Annotated in this window: 17 protein-coding genes and 1 tRNA gene; 9 read left to right on the top strand and 9 right to left on the bottom strand. The window is 61.1% G+C overall.

All coding sequences use genetic code 11. The features are described from left to right. Position 1 precedes the first annotated feature (1 nt). The 6 genes from ACSV9I_RS20000 to ACSV9I_RS20025 form a co-directional block, all read right to left on the bottom strand. Positions 2-973 (bottom strand): ABC transporter permease, encoded by a 972-nt coding sequence (locus tag ACSV9I_RS20000; protein ID WP_054158193.1) that lies wholly within the window; start codon positions 971-973, stop codon positions 2-4. A gap of 10 nt (positions 974-983) precedes the next feature. Next, positions 984-2,087 carry an ABC transporter permease gene (locus tag ACSV9I_RS20005; RefSeq protein ID WP_054158192.1) on the bottom strand — a complete coding sequence of 368 codons (1,104 nt, stop codon included), beginning with the start codon at positions 2,085-2,087 and terminating at the stop codon, positions 984-986. 7 nt (positions 2,088-2,094) lie between these two features. After that, on the bottom strand, positions 2,095-3,615 hold the full coding sequence (locus ACSV9I_RS20010; RefSeq protein WP_054158191.1) for an ABC transporter ATP-binding protein: 1,521 nt from the start codon (positions 3,613-3,615) through the stop codon (positions 2,095-2,097). A gap of 66 nt (positions 3,616-3,681) precedes the next feature. After that, positions 3,682-4,674, bottom strand: coding sequence for a BMP family lipoprotein (locus tag ACSV9I_RS20015; protein ID WP_054158190.1), 993 nt, complete (start codon positions 4,672-4,674; stop codon positions 3,682-3,684). Between the two features lie 253 nt (positions 4,675-4,927). Continuing rightward, on the bottom strand, positions 4,928-5,587 hold the full coding sequence (gene msrA, locus ACSV9I_RS20020) for a peptide-methionine (S)-S-oxide reductase MsrA (protein WP_054158189.1): 660 nt from the start codon (positions 5,585-5,587) through the stop codon (positions 4,928-4,930). Between the two features lie 153 nt (positions 5,588-5,740). Beyond that, positions 5,741-6,061, bottom strand: a complete 321-nt coding sequence (locus ACSV9I_RS20025; RefSeq protein ID WP_438330521.1) for a hypothetical protein — start codon at positions 6,059-6,061, stop codon at positions 5,741-5,743. Between the two features lie 175 nt (positions 6,062-6,236). Between ACSV9I_RS20025 and ACSV9I_RS20030 the strand changes: the two genes are divergently transcribed. Both ACSV9I_RS20030 and ACSV9I_RS20035 read left to right on the top strand, forming a co-directional pair. Beyond that, a tRNA-Ser gene (locus ACSV9I_RS20030) sits at positions 6,237-6,326 on the top strand. Between the two features lie 464 nt (positions 6,327-6,790). Beyond that, positions 6,791-7,771 (top strand): 3'-5' exonuclease, encoded by a 981-nt coding sequence (locus ACSV9I_RS20035; protein WP_438330522.1) that lies wholly within the window; start codon positions 6,791-6,793, stop codon positions 7,769-7,771. A gap of 429 nt (positions 7,772-8,200) precedes the next feature. Here ACSV9I_RS20035 and ACSV9I_RS20040 read toward each other — a convergent pair whose 3' ends face one another. Then, positions 8,201-8,833 carry a TetR/AcrR family transcriptional regulator gene (locus tag ACSV9I_RS20040; protein ID WP_438330523.1) on the bottom strand — a complete coding sequence of 211 codons (633 nt, stop codon included), beginning with the start codon at positions 8,831-8,833 and terminating at the stop codon, positions 8,201-8,203. A 136-nt stretch (positions 8,834-8,969) separates the two neighbouring features. Here ACSV9I_RS20040 and ACSV9I_RS20045 point away from each other — a divergent pair, with 136 nt between their 5' ends. Then, positions 8,970-11,006 (top strand): FAD-dependent oxidoreductase, encoded by a 2,037-nt coding sequence (locus ACSV9I_RS20045; RefSeq protein WP_438330524.1) that lies wholly within the window; start codon positions 8,970-8,972, stop codon positions 11,004-11,006. Between the two features lie 79 nt (positions 11,007-11,085). Here ACSV9I_RS20045 and ACSV9I_RS20050 read toward each other — a convergent pair whose 3' ends face one another. Next, complete coding sequence (locus tag ACSV9I_RS20050) at positions 11,086-12,168, bottom strand: FAD-binding oxidoreductase (protein ID WP_438330525.1); 1,083 nt, start codon at positions 12,166-12,168, stop codon at positions 11,086-11,088. Continuing rightward, positions 12,158-13,411, bottom strand: a complete 1,254-nt coding sequence (locus ACSV9I_RS20055; protein ID WP_438330526.1) for an aromatic ring-hydroxylating oxygenase subunit alpha — start codon at positions 13,409-13,411, stop codon at positions 12,158-12,160. Before ACSV9I_RS20055 ends, ACSV9I_RS20050 begins: the two co-directional genes overlap by 11 nt. 131 nt (positions 13,412-13,542) lie before the next feature. Between ACSV9I_RS20055 and ACSV9I_RS20060 the strand changes: the two genes are divergently transcribed. The 6 genes from ACSV9I_RS20060 (at position 13,543) to ACSV9I_RS20085 (ending at position 19,786) form a co-directional block, all read left to right on the top strand. Next, positions 13,543-14,451, top strand: coding sequence for a LysR substrate-binding domain-containing protein (locus ACSV9I_RS20060; protein ID WP_438330527.1), 909 nt, complete (start codon positions 13,543-13,545; stop codon positions 14,449-14,451). Positions 14,452-14,611: 160 nt separating this feature from the next. Then, complete coding sequence (locus ACSV9I_RS20065) at positions 14,612-15,010, top strand: hypothetical protein (protein WP_438330528.1); 399 nt, start codon at positions 14,612-14,614, stop codon at positions 15,008-15,010. Positions 15,011-15,102: 92 nt separating this feature from the next. Then, on the top strand, positions 15,103-15,786 hold the full coding sequence (locus tag ACSV9I_RS20070) for a helix-turn-helix domain-containing protein (RefSeq protein WP_438330529.1): 684 nt from the start codon (positions 15,103-15,105) through the stop codon (positions 15,784-15,786). Positions 15,787-15,818: 32 nt separating this feature from the next. After that, positions 15,819-17,231, top strand: coding sequence for a PepSY-associated TM helix domain-containing protein (locus ACSV9I_RS20075; protein WP_438330530.1), 1,413 nt, complete (start codon positions 15,819-15,821; stop codon positions 17,229-17,231). A 65-nt stretch (positions 17,232-17,296) separates the two neighbouring features. Next, on the top strand, positions 17,297-17,833 hold the full coding sequence (locus ACSV9I_RS20080; RefSeq protein ID WP_438330531.1) for a copper uptake system-associated protein: 537 nt from the start codon (positions 17,297-17,299) through the stop codon (positions 17,831-17,833). 180 nt (positions 17,834-18,013) lie between these two features. Continuing rightward, positions 18,014-19,786 carry an N-acetylglutaminylglutamine amidotransferase gene (locus ACSV9I_RS20085; protein ID WP_438330532.1) on the top strand — a complete coding sequence of 591 codons (1,773 nt, stop codon included), beginning with the start codon at positions 18,014-18,016 and terminating at the stop codon, positions 19,784-19,786.

The raw sequence follows: 19,786 nt of genomic DNA on the forward strand, positions 1-19,786 counted from the left end.
ATTAACGCTCCTTGGAATAGGCCACGCCGCCGGCCTTCGGCGGATTGGCAGCACCGATGAAGCCTGCGAGCAGGATGCAGGTGAGGATATAGGGCAGTGCCTGAAAAATCTGCACAGGCACTTCGCCGATCCCTGGGATCGACTTGCCCTGCATGAAGTTGGCCAGCGCGTCGAGGAAGCCGAACAGCAGGCAGGCGAACATGACAGGCACCGGCTTCCATTTGGCGAAGATCAGTGCTGCAAGCGCGATGAAGCCCTTGCCGGCCGACATGTCCTTGATGAAGGCGGCCGATTGCGCGATCGCGAGATAGGTTCCGGCAATGCCGCAGAGCAGGCCAGCCATGAGGACCGCCCGGTACCGCAGGAAGGCCACCGAAATTCCAGCCGTGTCCACGGCACCCGGGTTCTCGCCAACGGCTCGCAACCGCAGACCGAAACGGGTGCGATAGAGGATCCACCAGGAAATCGGCACCGCCAGGAAGGCGATGTAGGTGAGAATATTGTTGCCGGAAATCACGTTCGCATAGAGCGGGCCGATAAACGGCACGTCGCGCATCGTCTCTGCACCCGGCAGAATGATCGGCGAGAAGCGGGCCTCACCCGACACCTGCGGCGTCCGTCCCCCTTGGCCGAACCAGGCTTGACCAAGAACAACGGTCAAGCCTGCCGCCACGAAGTTGAGGGCAACCCCGGAAATGATCTGGTTGCCTCGGGTGGTGATCGAGGCGAAGCCGTGGATCAGCGAGAACGCCAGCGACACGGCGATACCGGCGAACAGCCCGAGCCATGCGGAGCCGGTCAAATAGGCAACACAGGCCGCAGCAAAGGCGGCGGCCAGCATCTTGCCTTCAAGGCCGATGTCGAAGACGCCGGCGCGCTCTGAGTAAAGCCCAGCCAGTGCCGCAAGGATCAACGGGATCGACAGGCGGATCGTCGAGCCGAGGATGCTGATGAGCATGTCGAAAGAATCCATGGTCTCGTCCTCAGGCTTTCGTCAGTTTCTGGTAAACACGCACGATCATCGGGCGGAACATGAATTCCAGTCCCCCGGCGAACAGGATGACGAGGCCCTGGATGACCACGATCATCTCGCGGGTAATGTTGGGCATGTCGAAGGAGAGCCAGGCTCCACCCTGATAGAGTACGCCGAACAGGATGGCCGCGAGCAGGATGCCCAGCGGATGATTTCGACCCATCAGCGACACAGCGATCCCGACAAAACCGGCGCCGCCGACAAATTCCACCTGCAGGCGCGCTGAGGCACCGAGAACGGGGTTCAGCGCCATCATCCCGGCAAGGCCGCCGGAAATCAGCATCGTGATCAGAACGATCTTGACATAGGGAATCCCGGCATAGGCCGCCGCCGACCGGCTGATACCCAATGTCCGCATCTCAAAACCGAGTTTGGTGCGCCAGATCAGGACCCACACGACCACACACATCACGAGCGCAATGATGAAGGACACGTTGAATGGCGCAGGCCCCAGCTTGCCGCCAAACATCGCAATCAGCCAATCAAGCTTCGGCAGCTGACCGCCCTCGAGGAATGTCCGGGTTTCCGGCGCCATCTTGCCAGGAACGATGAGAACGTTGACCAGAAGATACACCATCAGCGCCGCGCCGATGAAATTGAACATGATCGTCGTGATAACGATATGGCTGCCGCGCTTGGCCTGCAGCCAGGCCGGAATGAGGGCCCAGGCGGCCCCGAAGAAAGCCGCCGCGATAATCGCGAATGGCATGGTCACATACCACGGCACATACTGATCGAGCGACAGGGCAGCAAGTGCGGCCCCGAGGCCGCCGAGATAGGCCTGACCTTCCGAGCCGATGTTGAACAGGCCGGCATGATAGGCAACGGCCACCGAAAGGCCGGTGAAAATGAAGCTGGTGGCGTAAAACAGCGTGAAACCTATGCCTTCACCGCTCCCAAGCGCGCCCTCCAGCATCAGCTTCAGGGCTTCCCAGGGATTTTCTCCGATGATCCAGACCACGAGGCCCGACACAAGAAAGGCAAGCGTCAGGTTGATCAGCGGCAGCAGTGCGTAGTTGATCCAGTTCGGAAGGGGTACGGATGCAGTGCTCATCAAAACCTCAAGCGGCAATGCCGGCCATCATCAGGCCGAGTGTCTGTTCGCCAGTGTCCGGCGTCTTCTCGCCGACGACCTTGCCGGCGAACATCACCAGGATTCGGTCTGAGAGCGAGCGGATCTCGTCGAGTTCGACCGACACGAGCAGCACGGCCTTGCCGGCATCCCGCGTCTCCACGATCCGCTTGTGAATGAATTCGATGGCGCCGATATCGACGCCGCGCGTCGGCTGCCCGACGACCAGAAGTTTCGGATCACGCTCGATCTCGCGCGCAACGACGATCTTCTGCTGGTTGCCACCCGAGAAATTGGCCGTTTTCAGTCGTGGGTTCGGCGGGCGGATATCGTATTTCGCAATCTCGTCTTCGGCCGCCTTGCGAATAAGATCGGGATCGAGGAACGGGCCACGTCCATAGCGCTCGTCGCGGTGATAGCCGAGAATGGCGTTCTGGCTCTCTTCGAATGGCAGTACGAGGCCCATGTGATGACGGTCTTCGGGAATGTGTGCGACGCCGATACCGCGCAGTTCCGCAGGATCCAGACCTGCCACATTCTGCCCGTTGATCCAGATCTCGCCCGATGTCGGTTTGCGGATCCCGGTAATGGCTTCCAGCAACTCGCTCTGGCCGTTGCCGGCGACGCCCGCGATGCCGACGATCTCGCCTGCCTTTACGTCGAAGGAGACATTGTCGACCATCACGACGCCACGACTGTCTTTGACCGTGAGGTTGCGCACGGAGAGGAAAACCTCGCCCGGATTGGCCGGCTTCTTCTCGACATGCAGGAGAACCCGGCGGCCGACCATCAGCTCAGCCAGTTCCTCGACGGTTGTTTCGGTCGTTTTGCGTGTCGCAACGATCTCGCCACGCCGCATGACGGAGACCGTATCGGTGATCGCCATGATTTCGCGGAGCTTGTGGGTGATCAGGATGACAGTCTTGCCCTGGTCGCGCAGTACGCCAAGGATCTTGAAAAGATGATCGGCCTCGGCTGGTGTCAGCACGCCTGTTGGCTCGTCGAGGATCAGGATCTCGGCGCCACGATAGAGAGCTTTGAGGATTTCCACGCGCTGCTGTAGACCGACAGGAAGCTCCTCGACCACCGCGTCGGGATCGACCTCGAGTTCATAGTCCTCTTCAAGCTTCTTCAGCCCGTTGCGGACGGCATCCGTGCCTTTGCCGAGCAAAGCGCCACCTTCGGCGCCGAGCATCAGGTTCTCCAGCACGGTAAAATTCTCGACTAGCATGAAGTGCTGATGGACCATGCCAATGCCGGCATGAATGGCTGTCTGGCTGTCCTTGATGGTAATCGGTCGGCCGGCAATCTGGATGGATCCGCTGTCGGCCTGATAAAAGCCGTAGAGGATCGACATCAGCGTCGATTTTCCCGCACCGTTTTCGCCGATGATGCCGTGGATCGAGCCCTTGGCAACCGTCAGGTTGATATTCTTGTTGGCGTGCACCGCACCGAACTTCTTATCGATGCCGATCAGTTCGATCGCCGGCGCCTGGCTCTGAGCGTTCATTCCATTTCCCCGGACATAAAAAAGGCGCAGGACGGCGCACTTGCCGCCCTGCGCCCGGAATTCAGATCACTTCGGGCAGGAATTGTCCGACATGTAATCATGCACCTTCACGGTGCCGGAGATGATGTCGGCCTTTGCCTTTTCGACGGCGGCCTTCATGTCTTCGGTCACCAGCTTGGCGTTATTGTCGTCGAGTGCGTAGGAGACGCCGTCTTCCGCAACGCCGAGAGCCTGCAGACCAGGGGTGAACTTGTCAGCCTTGGAATCGGCATAGGCGTTATACACAGCGAGGTCGACGCGCTTGACCATCGAGGTGAGGATAGAGCCCGGATGCAGATGGTTCTGGTTGGAGTCGACGCCGATCGAGAGCTTGCCGTTGTCGGTTGCGGTCTGGAGAACGCCGAGACCGGTAGCGCCAGCTGCCGCGTAAATTACGTCGGCACCCTGGTCGATCTGGTTCTTGGTCAGTTCACCGCCGCGAACCGGGTCGTTCCAGGCAGCACCCGTGGTGCCGGTCATGTTCTGGAACACTTCGATCTTGGCGTTGGCTGCCCGTGCGCCCTGCTCGTAGCCGCAGGCGAACTTGCGAATGAGCGGGATGTCCATGCCGCCGACGAAGCCGACCTTGCCGCTCTTCGAGGCGAGACCGGCGAGCAGGCCAACGAGGTAGGAACCCTCATGCTCCTTGTAGACGACCGAACGGACATTCGGCTTGTCGACAACCGAGTCAACGATCACGAACTGTGTGTCCGGGAATTCGCCGGCGACCTTTTCAACGGCCGATGTCCAGGCGAAGGAGACGGCGACGACCGGGTTAAAGCCGCGCGAGGCGAAGTTGCGGATCGCCTGTTCGCCCTGGGTGTCGCTGGTCGGCTCGAAATCGCGATAGTCGATGCCGGTTTCGGTCTTGAACTTCTCTGCGCCGGCATAGGCTGCTTCGTTGAACGACTTGTCGAACTTGCCGCCAGTGCCATAGACCAGAGCCGGCTTGACGTCGGCCGCAAGCGCGGTTGCCGACATCGCAGCCAAGGCAAAGAGACTGAGGAGGGTTTTCTTCATGGTGCAGCCCTGTTGTTGCTATTGATCTTGTTGGGTCCTCCCGCAAGCCCTCCCTGACGAAGAGCATGTCTGCGGAACCGCCGCCTCCTTATCCGGAGGTCCAGGCTGGTTGCATCCTTGCATGGCTCGTACGAAAATTCACCAGATTTTTTTCATCTGGTAAAGATTCACAAGCTGGCCAGATCTTCGGCGTCAAACGCCGAAAATCTAGTCAGATCAATAGGATTTATGCCGTCGGTTTGAGCAGATGCTCTCAGGCTGCGGGTTCGATCGGGCAGGAGACCCCTGTTCCGCGCAGACCGCAATAACCGTTCGGATTTTTCGCCAGATACTGCTGGTGATAGTCCTCGGCAAAGTAGAAGGGCCCCGCCTGAGCGATTTCTGTCGTGATCCTGCTGCTTCGCCCGGCCTTTTCGAGAGCCGCCTGGAAGCGGTCCCGGACAGACAGGGCAAGTGCCATGTCCTCCTCGTTCTCCACATAAATCGCCGAGCGATAGGTCGTGCCGATATCGTTGCCCTGTCGCATGCCCTGTGTCGGGTCATGCGCTTCGAAAAAGATCTTCAGGAGGGCTTCAAGCGTGATCTTCGAAGGGTCGTAGATCACCTTGACGACTTCGGTGTGGCCGGTCAGGCCCGTTACGGTCTCCTGATAGGTTGGATTGGGGGTGATCCCGCCCTGATAACCTGCAGCCGTTACATAGACGCCAGGCGTCTGCCAGAGCAGGCGTTCGGCACCCCAGAAGCAGCCCATGCCGAGATAGATGGTCCTGAACCCAGGAGGGTAGGGGCCCTTGAGCGGCAGGCCGGAAACGAAATGGATGTCGGCCGTAGCCAGCGGTTCGGGGCGTCCGGGCAGCGCGCTCTCGACGGTCGGCATGACGGTCTTCTTGTTGAACATGTCGATGAGGAACATTGGCAATCTCCTCTTTGTGGGGCGGCCAGCCCCGTTTTCCTTGTCCCTAATGTGGTCAACTGGAACAGGAACGACAAGTGGCGGCCTGGCCGGCCCCAGGAATTTGGCGCCAGGCGACATGCCGGAAGTAGGCGGCTGATATAAAAAGACCGTTCAGGCCGCAAAGCGCCCGGCCGGCTGTGGCCGCTTGTAGCCGATCATCCACAGTGCAAGGGACAGGCCGAGAAAAATCACAAATGCCGGCTGCGGCAGGATGCTGTTCTGGAATGCGGTCCATGCCGCCGGCCCCACGCGCATCTCCACCAGCGCCTGCAGGGCTGGAAGGGACTGAGGCGCAACATCGCTCCATGCCGCCTCCAACGGTGTCAGAAGCACGCGAGAGGCGGAAACAGAAGCGATCGAATCGACGGTCGCTGCGACGACACCGACGCAGAGCGCCGAAAAACTCAAGACCCTGAACAAGAGTCGCACCATGAAACACTCCGGCTAACAGAGAAGGGCCGCCGCACCCGCTTCCGCATTATCACTGCTCGATTAAGAATTGTTCTTGAATGTCAAAATTGTGATAGAATTGGGTTGATCCCTCAGAATTCCTCGGTATATATCCGCCCCGACCAACACGGTGACATTTTCGCACCGTGACCCCCCTGGACAGGTGGCCGAGTGGTTTAAGGCGCACGCCTGGAACGCGTGTGTGCGTGAAAGCGTACCGTGGGTTCGAATCCCACCCTGTCCGCCATCTACAGTCTTTCCAGACTGGCTTCCCATATCCTTTGCCTTGTTCAGCCGTGTGTATCGGTGCGACCGAATTGGTTCGGTTTTTCTTCCTGGCTATGGCCTTCGGTCCCTTTGCTGTGAGGGCTGTTTGATGGGCCGCAGCGGTGTAAATAGAAATCCGCCTTAGATCGGTATGGGCAGTCACGGCTTGATCACGTCACCGCTGATTACGCCTTCAACCATGCCCCGAGCCGCCGCTTTGCGCAGCCGCGGGAGGTCGGGCTAGGCCGGGTCTGGTCGAGCGCAGACCCGGCCGATACCGCTCCGCTGCTGCAAACGCCGTCCTGTCGACGTGGGGACTATTAATGCGCGGTATGGTTGTATTTCAAGGAGTTGTAGGAGTTTCTCGACGATCAAGAGGGTTGATCTGCTGATCCGGTCGTGTTTTGAACGCGCCCTGGCGATGGCAGGAAGATAGCAGCTTCAATGGCAGAACAGTTTGACATGTTTTCAGAACAGGCGCCTCGTCGCCGGGGTGTCGGGTCTGTCGCGCCGAAGCTTGCCCAACCTGAAGCGCAGGTTATCCCCTTGAGCGAAGACGAAATGGTCGACCATCTGTCCGGGACCGGTCGATACCGCATCCTGCGCAAGCTTGAGCCACGCGCAATCGCATCGGTTCTGCGCCCGGAATATCCTCTCAAGGGTGTTATCCTCGACACTGAAACCACGGGACTGAGCGCTCGCAAGGATGAGATCATCGAGATTGGCGCTATTGCCTTCACCTTCGATGCGCATGGTGCCATCGGCGACATAACTGGGATTTACGGCGGCCTTCGGCAGCCGAGCGTCGCGATACCGGCCGAGATCACGCGCATCACCGGCATCACGGATGATATGGTGTCCGGCCAGTCGATTGACCTTGCAGCCTTGCAGGCGCTGATCGAACCGGCGGACCTGCTGATCGCCCATAATGCGGGTTTCGACCGACCCTTTTGCGAAGCCTTTTCTCCGCTGTTCTCGGACAAGGCCTGGGCGTGTTCCAATTCCGAGATCGCCTGGGTTTCCCGTGGCTATGAAGGCACCAAGCTGGCTTATCTGATCGGCCAGGCCGGGTACTTTCACGATGGTCACCGCGCCGTGGATGACTGTTTTGCCCTGTTGGAGGTCCTCGCCCGAAACGACGACGGAGCAGCGTCCACCGCCTTTGCCGAGCTTTACCAGGCAAGCCAGCGATCGCGGGTCCGGATCTTCGCCGAGAGCAGCCCCTTTGACATGAAGGATCACCTGAAGGCGCGCGGCTATCGCTGGTCTGACGGCAGCGACGGCCGTCCGAAATCCTGGTGGATCGAAGTGGGGGAGGAAGCCCTTGACGAAGAACTGCGCTACCTCAGGGCCGAAATCTACCGCTCTCAGGATGCCGATCCGCCGATCAGGCGCCTGACGGCCTTTGATCGCTTTCGCGGCTGATCTCTGCTTCCGTGTGGTCTGGACGGAGAGGTATACTCCCATCGCATGAGGCGCCTGCATGCTTCTGGCTCTACACGCGTCCCGAATTTGATTTTTCGAAAATGGGCAATGCGTTTTCTGCATAGCTGCAGTGCAGCAATGCCTCTTTATTCTGCGGGGATTTGGGTTATCTTCAAATCATCGAAGTGATGCACCTCCTCCCGCAGAGCTTCGAATTCAGGCGGCCTTTATCCTCCTCCCAAAGGACGCCTGTCGGAACAGCGGCACTCCTCCTCCCAGCCGTTGTTCACTTATTCGAAAAGCCTGCCGCACCTCCTCCCGCGGCAGGCTTTTTCGTTTTCTGGCGCATCGGCGTTAGCGTCCGATCTGCATCCGGGAGAAATCCAAACCGACGATCTCGACTGGGTGTTTGTTGCCACCAGATCGGTGTCACTCCGGCGTCCGTCCGCGATGCCGCGACAGGAAGCGCTCGATTTCGCGCGGCTCTGCGCGCGTACCGGTAAAGATCTCGATATACTGCGGGATGCGCTGCAGGCGCAGCTCCAGGTCCTCGCGGCTCTGCATCGAGATATAGCCGATCTGCACCAGATACACCGTTCGGGCCCGGACGTCGGCGGCCACCGGGTCGAAGCCATACCGCGTGAACATTTGCGATAGCGCCTCCAGCCGGGTCTGGTCGGCTGCCTGGACGGCGGCCAGAATGTCGGCCGATTGCAGCGACCAGCTCCGCACCGCAAACTCGAAAGGTGCGTCGAACAGGTCCCGGTCAAGCCAGCAATCGAAGACGTTGAGCGTCGCCTCCGCAATCGTCTCGGCATAGGCCTCTGCCTGTGTCACGAGATTGCCGGTATTCTTTTCCCGCCAGCGTTGGAGGAGTGCGGAGAGAAGTTCGTCGCGGTCCTTGAAGAACCAGTAGAAGCTGGTCCGCGACAGCTTGAGCCTATTCGCAAGCGGCAGGATCTTCACCGCATCGACGCCACCGTCCAGCAGTGCTTCATAGGCGGCCTCGAGCCACCCCTCGAGGGACCCGCGCCAGCCGCTATCGTTTCCGCCTTGATCCATGCGCCTCTCCTAACCCGGCAAGGGACGGCCCGCAATCCCGTGAAGTCTCCAGGAATATACAGGAGCGTCGAGTAAATTGACAGTACTGTACATTATGCTAGATTTTTCGCCGAAACCTGATGCGCGGAGCCCTGCCATGTCGAACGATCCCCTGCTGCAACCCTTTCAGCTCAAGCATTTGACGCTCAAGAACCGCATCATCGTGACCTCCCACGAACCGGCCTATCCGGAGGATGGGATGCCGAAGGAGCGATACCGCGCCTACACGGTCGAGCGTGCAAAAGGCGGCGTGGCGCTGACGATGACGGCGGGGTCTGCGGCCGTCTCCAAGGACAGCCCGCCGGTCTTCAACAATCTGCTCGCCTACAAGGACGAGATCGTTCCCTGGATCCGGGAAATGACGGACGCTGTTCATGAGGCAGGCTCGGCAATCATGATCCAGCTCACCCATCTCGGCCGTCGCACCCGCTGGGACAAGGGCGACTGGCTGCCGGTGGTGGCGCCCTCGCATCACCGCGAAGCAGCGCACCGCGCATTCCCGAAGAAGATCGAGGATTGGGATATCGAGCGCATCATCAAGGATTTCGCCGATGCGGCTGAGCGCATGAAGGCTGGCGGCATGGATGGCGTCGAGCTGGAGGCCTATGGTCACCTGATCGACCAGTTCGTCTCACCGCTGACCAATGAGCTCGATGGCCCCTATGGCGGCGATCTCGACAACCGCATGCGCTTCTGTCTGGACGTTTTTACGGCCATCCGAAAACGCGTCGGCGACGATTTCATTCTCGGTGTGCGCTACACTGCCGATGAGAACCTGGCGGGTGGCACCGACAAGGCGGAAGGCCTGGAAATCTCGCGGCGCCTGAAGGCCAGCGGCCTGATCGACTACCTGAACGTCGTGCGCGGCCATATCGATACCGATCCAGGCCTGACCGACCTCATCCCGATCCAGGGCATGGCCAATGCGCCGCATCTGGATTTCGCCGGTGAAATCCGGGCCGCGACCCAGTTCCCCACCTTCCACGCCGCCAAGATTCCGGATGTCGCGACGGCCCGCCATGCGATCGCGTCCGGCAAGGTCGATATGGTCGGCATGACCCGCGCCCACATGACCGACCCGCATATCGTCCGCAAGATCATCGAAAAGCGCGAGGAGGACATCCGCCCCTGCGTCGGGGCCAATTACTGTCTGGACCGCATCTATCAGGGCGGTGCTGCCTATTGCATCCACAATGCCGCGACCGGTCGCGAAGAGACCATGCCACATGTGCTGGACCGGGCGCCAGCCTGCAAGAAAGTGGTGATCGTCGGGGCAGGGCCAGCCGGCCTCGAAGCCGCACGTGTCGCCGGTGAGCGCGGCCATGATGTCGTCGTCTTCGAAGCTGCCAATCAGCCCGGTGGCCAGATCCGTCTCACAGCGCGCAGCCCAAGGCGGCGGGAGATGATGAGCATCATCGACTGGCGCATGGCCCAGTGCGAGAAATACGGCGTCACCTTCCGCTTCAACACCTGGGCCGATGCAACGGCAATCGAGGCGGAAAACCCCGATGTCGTGGTTGTCGCAACCGGCGGCTTCCCCAGCACCGAGATCCTCTCTTCCGGCAATGATCTCGTGGTCTCCTCCTGGGATATCATTTCCGGCGATGTGAAGCCCGGCACCAATGTGCTCGTCTTCGATGACGCCGGTGATCACGCCGGCCTGCAGGCGGCGGATATCCTGGCGGCGGCTGGCGCCAAGGTGGAGATCATGACGCCGGACCGCAGCTTTGCCCCGGAGGTTATGGCGATGAACCTCGTGCCCTATATGCGCAGCCTGCAGAAGCAGGACGTCACCTTCACCGTCACCTATCGCCTCGAAGGCATCGAACGACAGGGCAACGGCCTCCTCGCGCATATCGGCAGCGATTACGGCGGCGTCTCGAAGGAGCGCATCGTCGATCAGGTCGTGATCAATCACGGCACGATCCCGCTGGACGAACTTTACTTCGATCTGAAGCCGAACTCGTCCAACCTTGGCGAAGTGGATTACGACGCCTTGATTGGCGGCGAAAGCCAGGAGATCGCGCGCAATCCGGCGGGACGGTTCCAGCTCTTCCGCATCGGTGACGCGGTTGCCGCCCGCAACACCCACGCGGCAATCTACGATGCTCTGCGCCTGATGAAGACTGTCTGAGCCAGGGTTGAGGGCAAAAAGAAGGGCGCCGGCTGGCCGGCGCCCTGAAGGTCACTGCTTGGGAGATGATCGGCCGACGCTACCGGTCGACGACGAGGTCGCTCAAAGGCTTGGAACAGCAGGGCAGGAAAAAGCCGGCATCGATTTCCCGCTGCCTGATCCCGCCGTCATGCTGCATATCGACCGTGCCGCTGACGAGTTTCGACTTGCAGGTCCCGCAAATGCCGTTGGCGCAGGACGAGGGAATGCGCAGCCCCGCCTTCTTGGCCTGGGAAAGCACGGTCTGGTCGCTGCAGACGGCAATCGCCTTGCCCTGCTTGGCAAACCGAACCTCGAAGCTTTTGGCGGCGACAGCCTCCATAGCCGGTGCCGGCGCATCCTCGATCACGGCTGCGTCGAAGCTTTCTTCGATATAGCGGTCCTCGCTGACACCGAGAGAGGTGCAGATCGTCCGGGCCGCCGCCATGAAGGGGGCCGGTCCGCAGCACATCACCACCCGCTCGGCAATGTCGGGAATGGCGAGTGCCATCAGCTCTCGCGAAATCCGCCCGCTGAACCCATGCCAGGCCCTGTCCGTGGAAATCTCCTCGGGCAGGAACAGCAGCCGCACGCCCTTCATCCGGCGCGCCAGCAGCGCCAGCTCCTCGCGAAACACCAGGTCCTTCGGGCTGCGGCCCGCATGCAGAAACACGACATCTGTCGGCTCCGCCCGATCCGCAATCTCCCGCAGCATGGACATGACAGGCGTGATGCCCGAACCACCGGACAGGAAGACATAGCCCTTCGCCGCCGGTCGGATGAAACGCCCCATCGGGCCGCTCGCCTTGATCTGCATGCCGGCCCGCAGGGTATCGTGCATCCAGTTCGACACTTTGCCGCCCGCCACCCGTTTTGTCGTCACGGTGATGGCATTCGGCCTCAGCGGGGAAGACGAGATGCTGTAGCAGCGGCCATTGTCCTTGCCATCGATATCAGGCTCGAACAGGAAGTATTGCCCTGCCGCGAACCGGATCGCCTTGCCCTGCGGCGAGACGAAGGTGAAGCTTTTCACGTCATGGGTTTCATCGTGAACATCGATGCAGATAAGCGCGTCATCCACCTCAGGATCCCACCATGATCCGGCGCTCTGGGCAATACCTGCCTGCTGCATTTCAGTAGCCATGGGCGCGCAGCCGGTCGATATACCAGGTGGCAAAGTCATCAAGCGCCCGCTCGCTGAAGGGCGAATAGACGCCCGGCTCATAGGCCGGGTCAGACACGCCGGCATGTGACCGCTCGACAAGTCCGGCATCCTGCTCGGTTGTCTCGATCCAGACATGGGTCAGCTTGTGCAGGTCGTAATCGACCCCTTCCACGGCATCCTTGTGAACGAGCCACTTGGTGCGCACCAGCGTTCGGTCTGCGGAGAGCGGAATGACCATGGCGGTCACGGCATGGTCGCCCATGAAATGGTTCCAGGCATTGTGGCCCCACAGATGCGTGTCGCCCAGGTCCTTGCGTGTCATGTGGCCGAGCAGCTTGGACGAGGCGGCGGTCGCATCCTCGGTCTGGGATTCGCCTGCCCCCGCGATGATCAGCCGCTGGGTTCGGAAGTTCGTCGCGCAGTCCCGCGTCTGCTCAACCGTCTGCGACGGAAAACCGTCCGCCTCCCAACTTTGGGTGCGCGCCTCGTACATGGCGAAATGCGTTTCGGCCATCTTCAGGTCGTCGGCGCTCAGGCTCTCCGGGTCGAAGCCGAAATCGAGGTCGATGAAGGACACGCAGAGTTCCGGATGGTTGGCCGAACAATGGTAGCACTCCCGATTGTTCTCCATCGTCAGCTTCCAGTTGCCCTCTTCGATCACGTCGACCTGATGGGCAACCTTGGCATTGCGGATGTCATAGGGTGCGAGCCGCGGCTCCATCACCTCTTCAAGCCTGTTGATATCTTCAGGCGGTTCGTCCGAAAGACAGACATAGATCAGCCCGCCGATGGAACGGAAATGCACAGGCTTCAGACTGCGACAGCTCTTGTCAAAATCCTTGCCCATATGCGGCGCATAGGAGAGCTCGCCGGAAAGCTCGTAGGTCCACTGGTGATAGGGACAGACCAGTTTCGAGATGATGCTCGGCCCGGCATCGAGCAGGCGTGCGCCGCGATGACGACAGACATTCCGAACCACGCGGATCGCATTGTCGTCGTCGCGGAGAATGATGATGCTTGCAGGCCCGATATCGAGCGTAATCGCATCGCCGGCCTCCGGCACTTCGCATTCCAGGCCCACATAGATCCAGTGCTTGGCAAAGAAGACATCGAGATCCGCTTGGAAAACGTCCTCGCGGGTGTAGAGACCGGCCGGGAGGGAGCACCCAGCAGCGCGCTGGTCAAGAAGGCTCGAAATGGGGGAGGAGAAGCTGTTCAGCATGATGCGCCCTGATCATTGGAGAACCCCGATGATCGCAGCCCGCGGGCGCTTTTCAACTCTACAAATAAGCTGCGTTGACATTACCAGAAGTAATGCGAAGCTGGTCCCGGCAAACGGGGTTTTGAAGTCTGATGAAAAGCTTGCGCAGAACGCTGCCACCCCTGACGGCACTGACCGTTTTCGAGGCTGCGGCAAGGCTCGGCAGCTTCACCCGTGCAGCCGCAGAGCTCGGTGTCACCCAGGCCGCCGTCAGCCGCCAGATCCATGCGCTTGAGCTGGATTTCGGCACTGCCCTTTTTCACCGCCATCATCGCAAGGTGGTCCTCACCGACAAGGGGCGCATTCTGGCAACGGCGACAAGCCAGGCCTTTTCCCTGCTTTCGGAGGCCACCGCCGAACTGCGCAAGGACGAGGCGGAAGATGAACTCGCGATCTCCGCAACGGTTGCCTTCTCGCAGTTCTGGCTGCTCCCGCGTATCTCGCATTTTGCCCGTGCTTATCCGGAAATCCGCCTGCGGATCGTCTCGCAGGATGCAATGCCTTCGCTCGACGAAGGCGAAGTCGATCTTGCCATCCGCTTCGGCGATAGGGCATGGCCGAATTGTGAGGCGGAACGCCTGTTTACCGACGAGGTCTTCCCCGTCTGCCATCCCGATTTTCTGGCCGAGCCTGAGCGGCTGACGGCGCCCGGCGACCTTCTCTCCTATCCCTTGATCGCCGATCAGACGGATGATCCGCTGTGGATTGGCTGGCCAGACTGGCTGTCTGAATTCGGGGTTTCCACGCCGCGCAAGATCCGGGGCTTTCGCTGCAGTTTCTATACGGAAGCGATCCACGCTGCTCTGAACGGGCAGGGGATCGCACTCGGCTGGAAACAGCTGGTTGATGATCTCCTGGTGCAGAAGCGATTGATCCGGCTCACCGAGATGTCGTTGACACCAAAAGGGGCCTATTATGTCGTCGTGCCCCTCCGCCGAAAACGCAAGCGCGCCGTGGATGTCTTTCTCGGCTGGCTTCGCGAGACGATCGAGACCGGCTGACCGCCCTGCGAGATATGGGCCGAGAGCCCCGGAGCGGTGACGACAACGCTTGCAGAGCGCACCACGTACCAGTCGGTTGGCGCTTTGCCTTGCGACAGTTTCGCGCTCTTGTGAACCGCAAGAGCCAATGCTATCGCTCGACGGGATCAAGGGGATAGGCATGGCCGCATGGGTCAGCAAAAACAGGCTTGAACACGCGATACGCATGCTCTGCGTCGTCGCGCTTGTCCTGTTGGGGCTCGCCCATCGCCCGGCAGGAACTGTCGAAACATCCTTTTCCCCCGCCGAAATCGCCGCGCTCACCCTGCCTGATGGCACAGTGCCCGAGCTCTGCCTGCCGGGCACGGATGCAGACGGCAAGGTCAAGCCGCATGTGGCGAAATCTGATTGCGAAGCCTGCCGTATAAGCGCAACGGCCCTGTTGCCCGAGCCGTCGGACACCGTCGGCATTCGCCTCGCCGCAGCCGGCGAAATCATTCTGCCAAAGCCCGCAGAGGCGCACTACCGCCAGCTCTTCCCGCCCAGCAGCGCTCCTCGCGCACCACCCGTCATCGCCTGACCGACCGTTCGGCCGCACTTGTTGCGGTCATTCGTCAATCAGGCCGGGATGCGTGCAGCTGATGCATGTCCGGTCACCATCGGATGTGAACCATGTTGCAGATGCCCGTCCATGCCGGGGAGGTGCCGATCGCGCCTCTACCCGCACTCCTTCGCAATGCCGACCGGCCGTTCCACAAGGATGCCACCGGTTCGCTTCTGCCGCCCCGCACCGTCGTCTTCCTCGAAGGCTTCGCCCGCTCGCCGCGTTATCGTGTGGTGGATGGCTGCGTCGCCACGTTTCAGACCCTCTCGGATGGTCGCCGGCAGGTGATCGATCTGGTCGGACCGGGTCGCATCATTGGTCTTGGTGCCGGTGATCGCAATCGTCACTCGGCGGAAACCCTCGGCTTCACCCGGCTTGAGGTCGTCGCGGAGCCTTTGGCTGCAAGCGATCTCGAAGTCGCGCTCACCGAAACCCTCGCCCGCTCACAGGCGCTCGCCATGCTGCTCGGTCGCAAGACCGCGCCCGAGCGCGTCGCCTCCGCCGTCCTTGATCTTGCCGGCCAGTTCGGTCGCCCGGCGCGGCAGAAAAAGCGCGGCGCCGTGACCTTCCATCTTTACCCCACCCGGACCGATCTGGCCGATTGGCTCGGCCTGACCGTCGAGACGGTTAGCCGCTGCTTCACCCGGCTCAAAAAGGCCGGGCTCATCGACATCCAGCACAACGATCTCGTCACGCTTCTCGAGCCTGCCAATCTGGCTCGGGTCGCAGCCGGCGATCGCGCGCTGTCCTGATTTTTCACCGACCCCAATACAAAGGTTATTCAATGTCCGTCGTTACCGACCACTCCGCTTCACCGGCGCAGGCTGCAGGCATGGCCCGCCGCTTCTATATCACCGCCTGGCGCTGGCATTTCTATGCCGGCCTCTATGTCGCGCCCTTCCTGATCATGCTCGCCGTCACCGGCCTGATCATGCTCTGGACGGCGACGATCTATGGTCGAGACGGTGAGAAGACCTTTACAATCGAGCCGCAGACAACCATCGCTGCCACCTCGCTTCAGGCCGAGGCCGCAGTGCGCGAAATCCCCGGCCAGATCGTGCAATACATTGCACCGCGCACGGAAACCGGCGCCGCTATCTTCCGTGTTAATCAGGGCGAAGCCTCGTTCATGGTCGCGATCGACCCTTACAAGGCCGAGGTCCTCGGCAGTTGGGAGCGTCGCAATGGCCTCTACGATCTCGCCGACACGATCCATGGCACGCTCCTGATCGGTGATCTCGGCGACCGCCTGATCGAGATTGCCGCCGGCTTCGGCATCATGCTTGTCGTCACTGGCCTTTACCTGTGGTGGCCGCGTGATGGTCGTGGCTTCGGCTCGGTGCTGGTTCCGCAATTCTCGGCCAAGGGCCGCCAGCTGTGGAAGTCGCTGCATCTGTCGATCGGCTTCTATGCCTCGCTGCTGCTTGTCGTCTTCCTCCTCTCCGGCCTCACCTGGGCCGGCATCTGGGGCGAGAAGTTCACCCAGGCCTGGAGCACCTTCCCGGCAGAAAAGTGGGATAATGTTCCGCTCTCGGACAAGACCCATGCCAGCATGAATCACGGCGGCATCAAGGATGTCCCATGGACGCTGGAACAGACGCCGATGCCCGCCTCCGGCTCTGATGCTGGTGTGACCGGCACACCGGAAGGCCAGCCCGTCACCCTCGATGCCATCGTCACGCTCGCCCGCAGCCTCGGCTTCGACCAGCGTTTCCAGCTGGCTTTCCCGGGTGATGAGACGGCCGTCTGGACAATCGCCCGCGACACGATGAGCAATGACAGCGCCAATCCCTTGATGGACCGCACCGTGCATGTCGACCAGTATACCGGCCGCATCCTGGCCGATGTCGGCTTTGCCGATTACGGCGTCGCCGGCAAGGCCATGGCCGCCGGCATCGCTTTCCACGAAGGGGACATGGGTCTCTGGAACCTGATCCTGGTCACCGTCTTCTGTCTGTCGATCATCTTCCTGTCGGTCAGTGGCTTTGTCATGTGGTGGAAGCGTCGTCCCAAGGGCGCCACCCGCCTTGTAGCACCAACCGTCCCCGAGCCTGGTCCGCTGTGGAAGACCGGCGCCATCGTCATGCTGGCGGTCTCGCTGCTCTTCCCGCTGTCCGGCGCTGTGCTGGTGGCGGTCCTGCTGCTCGACCTGCTCGTCCTTCGCCATGTCGCGCCGCTGAAAAAGGCGCTGAGCTAATCCGGCATCGGAGGCCTCGTCTCTGAGGACTCCGGTCACCCTGCAATTCCAACCGAGGTATTGTCATGAAAAAGCTTATCCTCGCCACGGCCATGATCGCCCTTGCGATCCAGATCCCGGCACACGCCAATTCCGGCCATAAGCATACCCAGCCGACCGCGCATTCGACGGATGCTGCACCGACGCCAACGGGCGATGCAACGGCTGACATTACCGCAAAACTCAAGGCCATCTTCGAGACGCAGGACCGCCCGCTCACTGTCGAGCCAGTTGTTTCCGCTGGCGATTGGGCGATTGCCGGATGGACGCAAGGTGGCAAAGGCGGTCGGGCGCTGTTGAAGCGCAAGGGCGAAGGCTGGAGCATCCACCTCTGCAGCGGCGATAGCCTGAAAGATGCTGCGGTGCTGCAGAAGATCGGCGTTCCCGAAGGCGATGCCGGTCACCTGGCCCATCATGTTGCCGAGGCGGAGGCGTCTCTTGCGCCGGAGACCCTCGCCCTCTTTGCAAGCTTTGAGGGGACCGTTCTGGTCGAGAGCGCCGAAGACGGAACGGGACATACAGAAGGGCACGGTCATCAAGGTCACGGCGCGCACAAGCCGTAAGCCTGCCGCGTCAGCGCTCCGCATCCACCAAAGGCGATCGGCGCTGCCCCCCCCCCCAGAAATTTTGGAACAATGGAACCCGTCGGCCATTAGCCGAATGCGTGTCCGTCGCAACCCGGATCGAAACCGGGGCGACGGCACCTTTCGTTTAATCGTCCAACGGAGGTTTCAGCCAAGTTCATGTGTGGCATTTGTGGAGAAGTGAGATTCGACGGGGCGTCCCCGTCGGTGGCAGCCGTTTCGATCATGGCGGATGTGCTTGCACCGCGCGGGCCGGACTCGGCCGGTGTTGTGGTCAGGGGCAATGTCGGCCTTGGTCATCGACGATTGCGCATTCTCGATCTCTCCGACAAGTCGCAGCAGCCGATGATCGATCCGGATCTCGGCCTCTCGCTGGTCTTCAACGGTTGCATCTACAATTTCCGCGAGTTGCGCGCCGAACTGCAGGCCAAGGGCTACCGCTTCTTCTCCGACGGCGATACCGAGGTCATCCTTAAGGCCTGGCATGCCTGGGGCACGGATTGCGTCTCACGCTTCCACGGCATGTTCGCCTTCGTCATTCATGAACGCGAAACCGGCCGCCTCGTCATGGCCCGCGACCGCTTCGGCATCAAGCCGCTCTACCTCGCCGAGGTTTCCGGCGGTCTGCGCTTCGCCTCGTCGCTTCCAGCCATCGTCAAGGCGGGCGGTGTCGATACGTCGATCGATGTCGCAGCGCTTCACAATTACATGAGCTTCCACGCCGTCGTGCCGCCCCCGCGCACCATCTATGCCGGGGTTCGCAAGCTGCCACCGGCAACCATCCGCGTCTATGAACAGGATGGAAGCTTCACGGAAACCCGCTACTGGGACACGCCCTATACGCGTCGGCCTGAGGATCGCTCGGTCACCCGCGAGGAGTGGCAGGAGCGTCTGCTCGATGCGCTCCGGCTCGCCGTCAAGCGCCGGATGATCGCGGATGTGCCGGTCGGTGTGCTTCTGTCAGGCGGCGTCGATTCCAGCCTCATTGTCGGCCTTTTGGCCGAGGCCGGCCAGACCGGGCTGATGAGCTTTTCCGTCGGCTTCGAGGAAGCCAATGGCGAGAAGGGCGACGAATTCGGCTATTCAGACTTGATCGCGAAACGTTTCGGCACCGATCACCACAAGATCTTCGTGCCCTCCGCAGACCTGATGGAGGCCTTGCCGGGCACCATCGCCGCCATGTCCGAACCCATGGTCTCCTACGATAATGTCGGCTTCTATCTTCTGTCCAAGGAAGTCTCGAAGCACATCAAGGTCGTGCAATCGGGCCAGGGTGCTGACGAGGTCTTCGGCGGTTACCACTGGTACCCTCCGCTGGTCGGCTCCAGGGACGTCGTGACAGACTATGGTCGCGCTTTCCGTGATCGCTCGCACGAAACCTTGAAGACACAACTCCAGGACCACTGGATCGGCGAGGATGTCAGCGGCGAGTTGTTGCGCGAGCATCTGCTGCGCGAAGGCGCCGATACGCCCGTCGATCAGGCCCTCCGCCTCGACAGCTCCGTTATGCTGGTCGATGATCCGGTCAAGCGCGTGGACAACATGACCATGGCCTGGGGTCTGGAAGCGCGCGTTCCCTTCCTCGATCACGAACTGGTTGAGCTCGCCGCCCGCATGCCCCCGGAAGAGAAACTGCGCGATGGCGGCAAGGGCATCCTGAAGGATGTCGCCCGCAAGGTCATCCCCTCCGAGGTCATCGACCGCAAGAAGGGCTACTTCCCGGTGCCGCAGCTCAAATACATCGCCGGGCCCTATCTCGACATGCTGCGCGACGCCCTCTCGTCGAGTGCTGCCCGCGAGCGCGGCCTGTTCCAGAAGACCTATATCGACCGCCTGATCGCCGACCCGGCATCGCATATCACCCCACTGCAGGGGTCTGAACTGTGGCAGGCGGGCCTACTTGAAATGTGGCTACAGGCCCAGGAGGTTTGA

This window comes from Rhizobium sp. G187 (assembly GCF_051549525.1).
Classification (GTDB): domain Bacteria; phylum Pseudomonadota; class Alphaproteobacteria; order Rhizobiales; family Rhizobiaceae; genus Allorhizobium.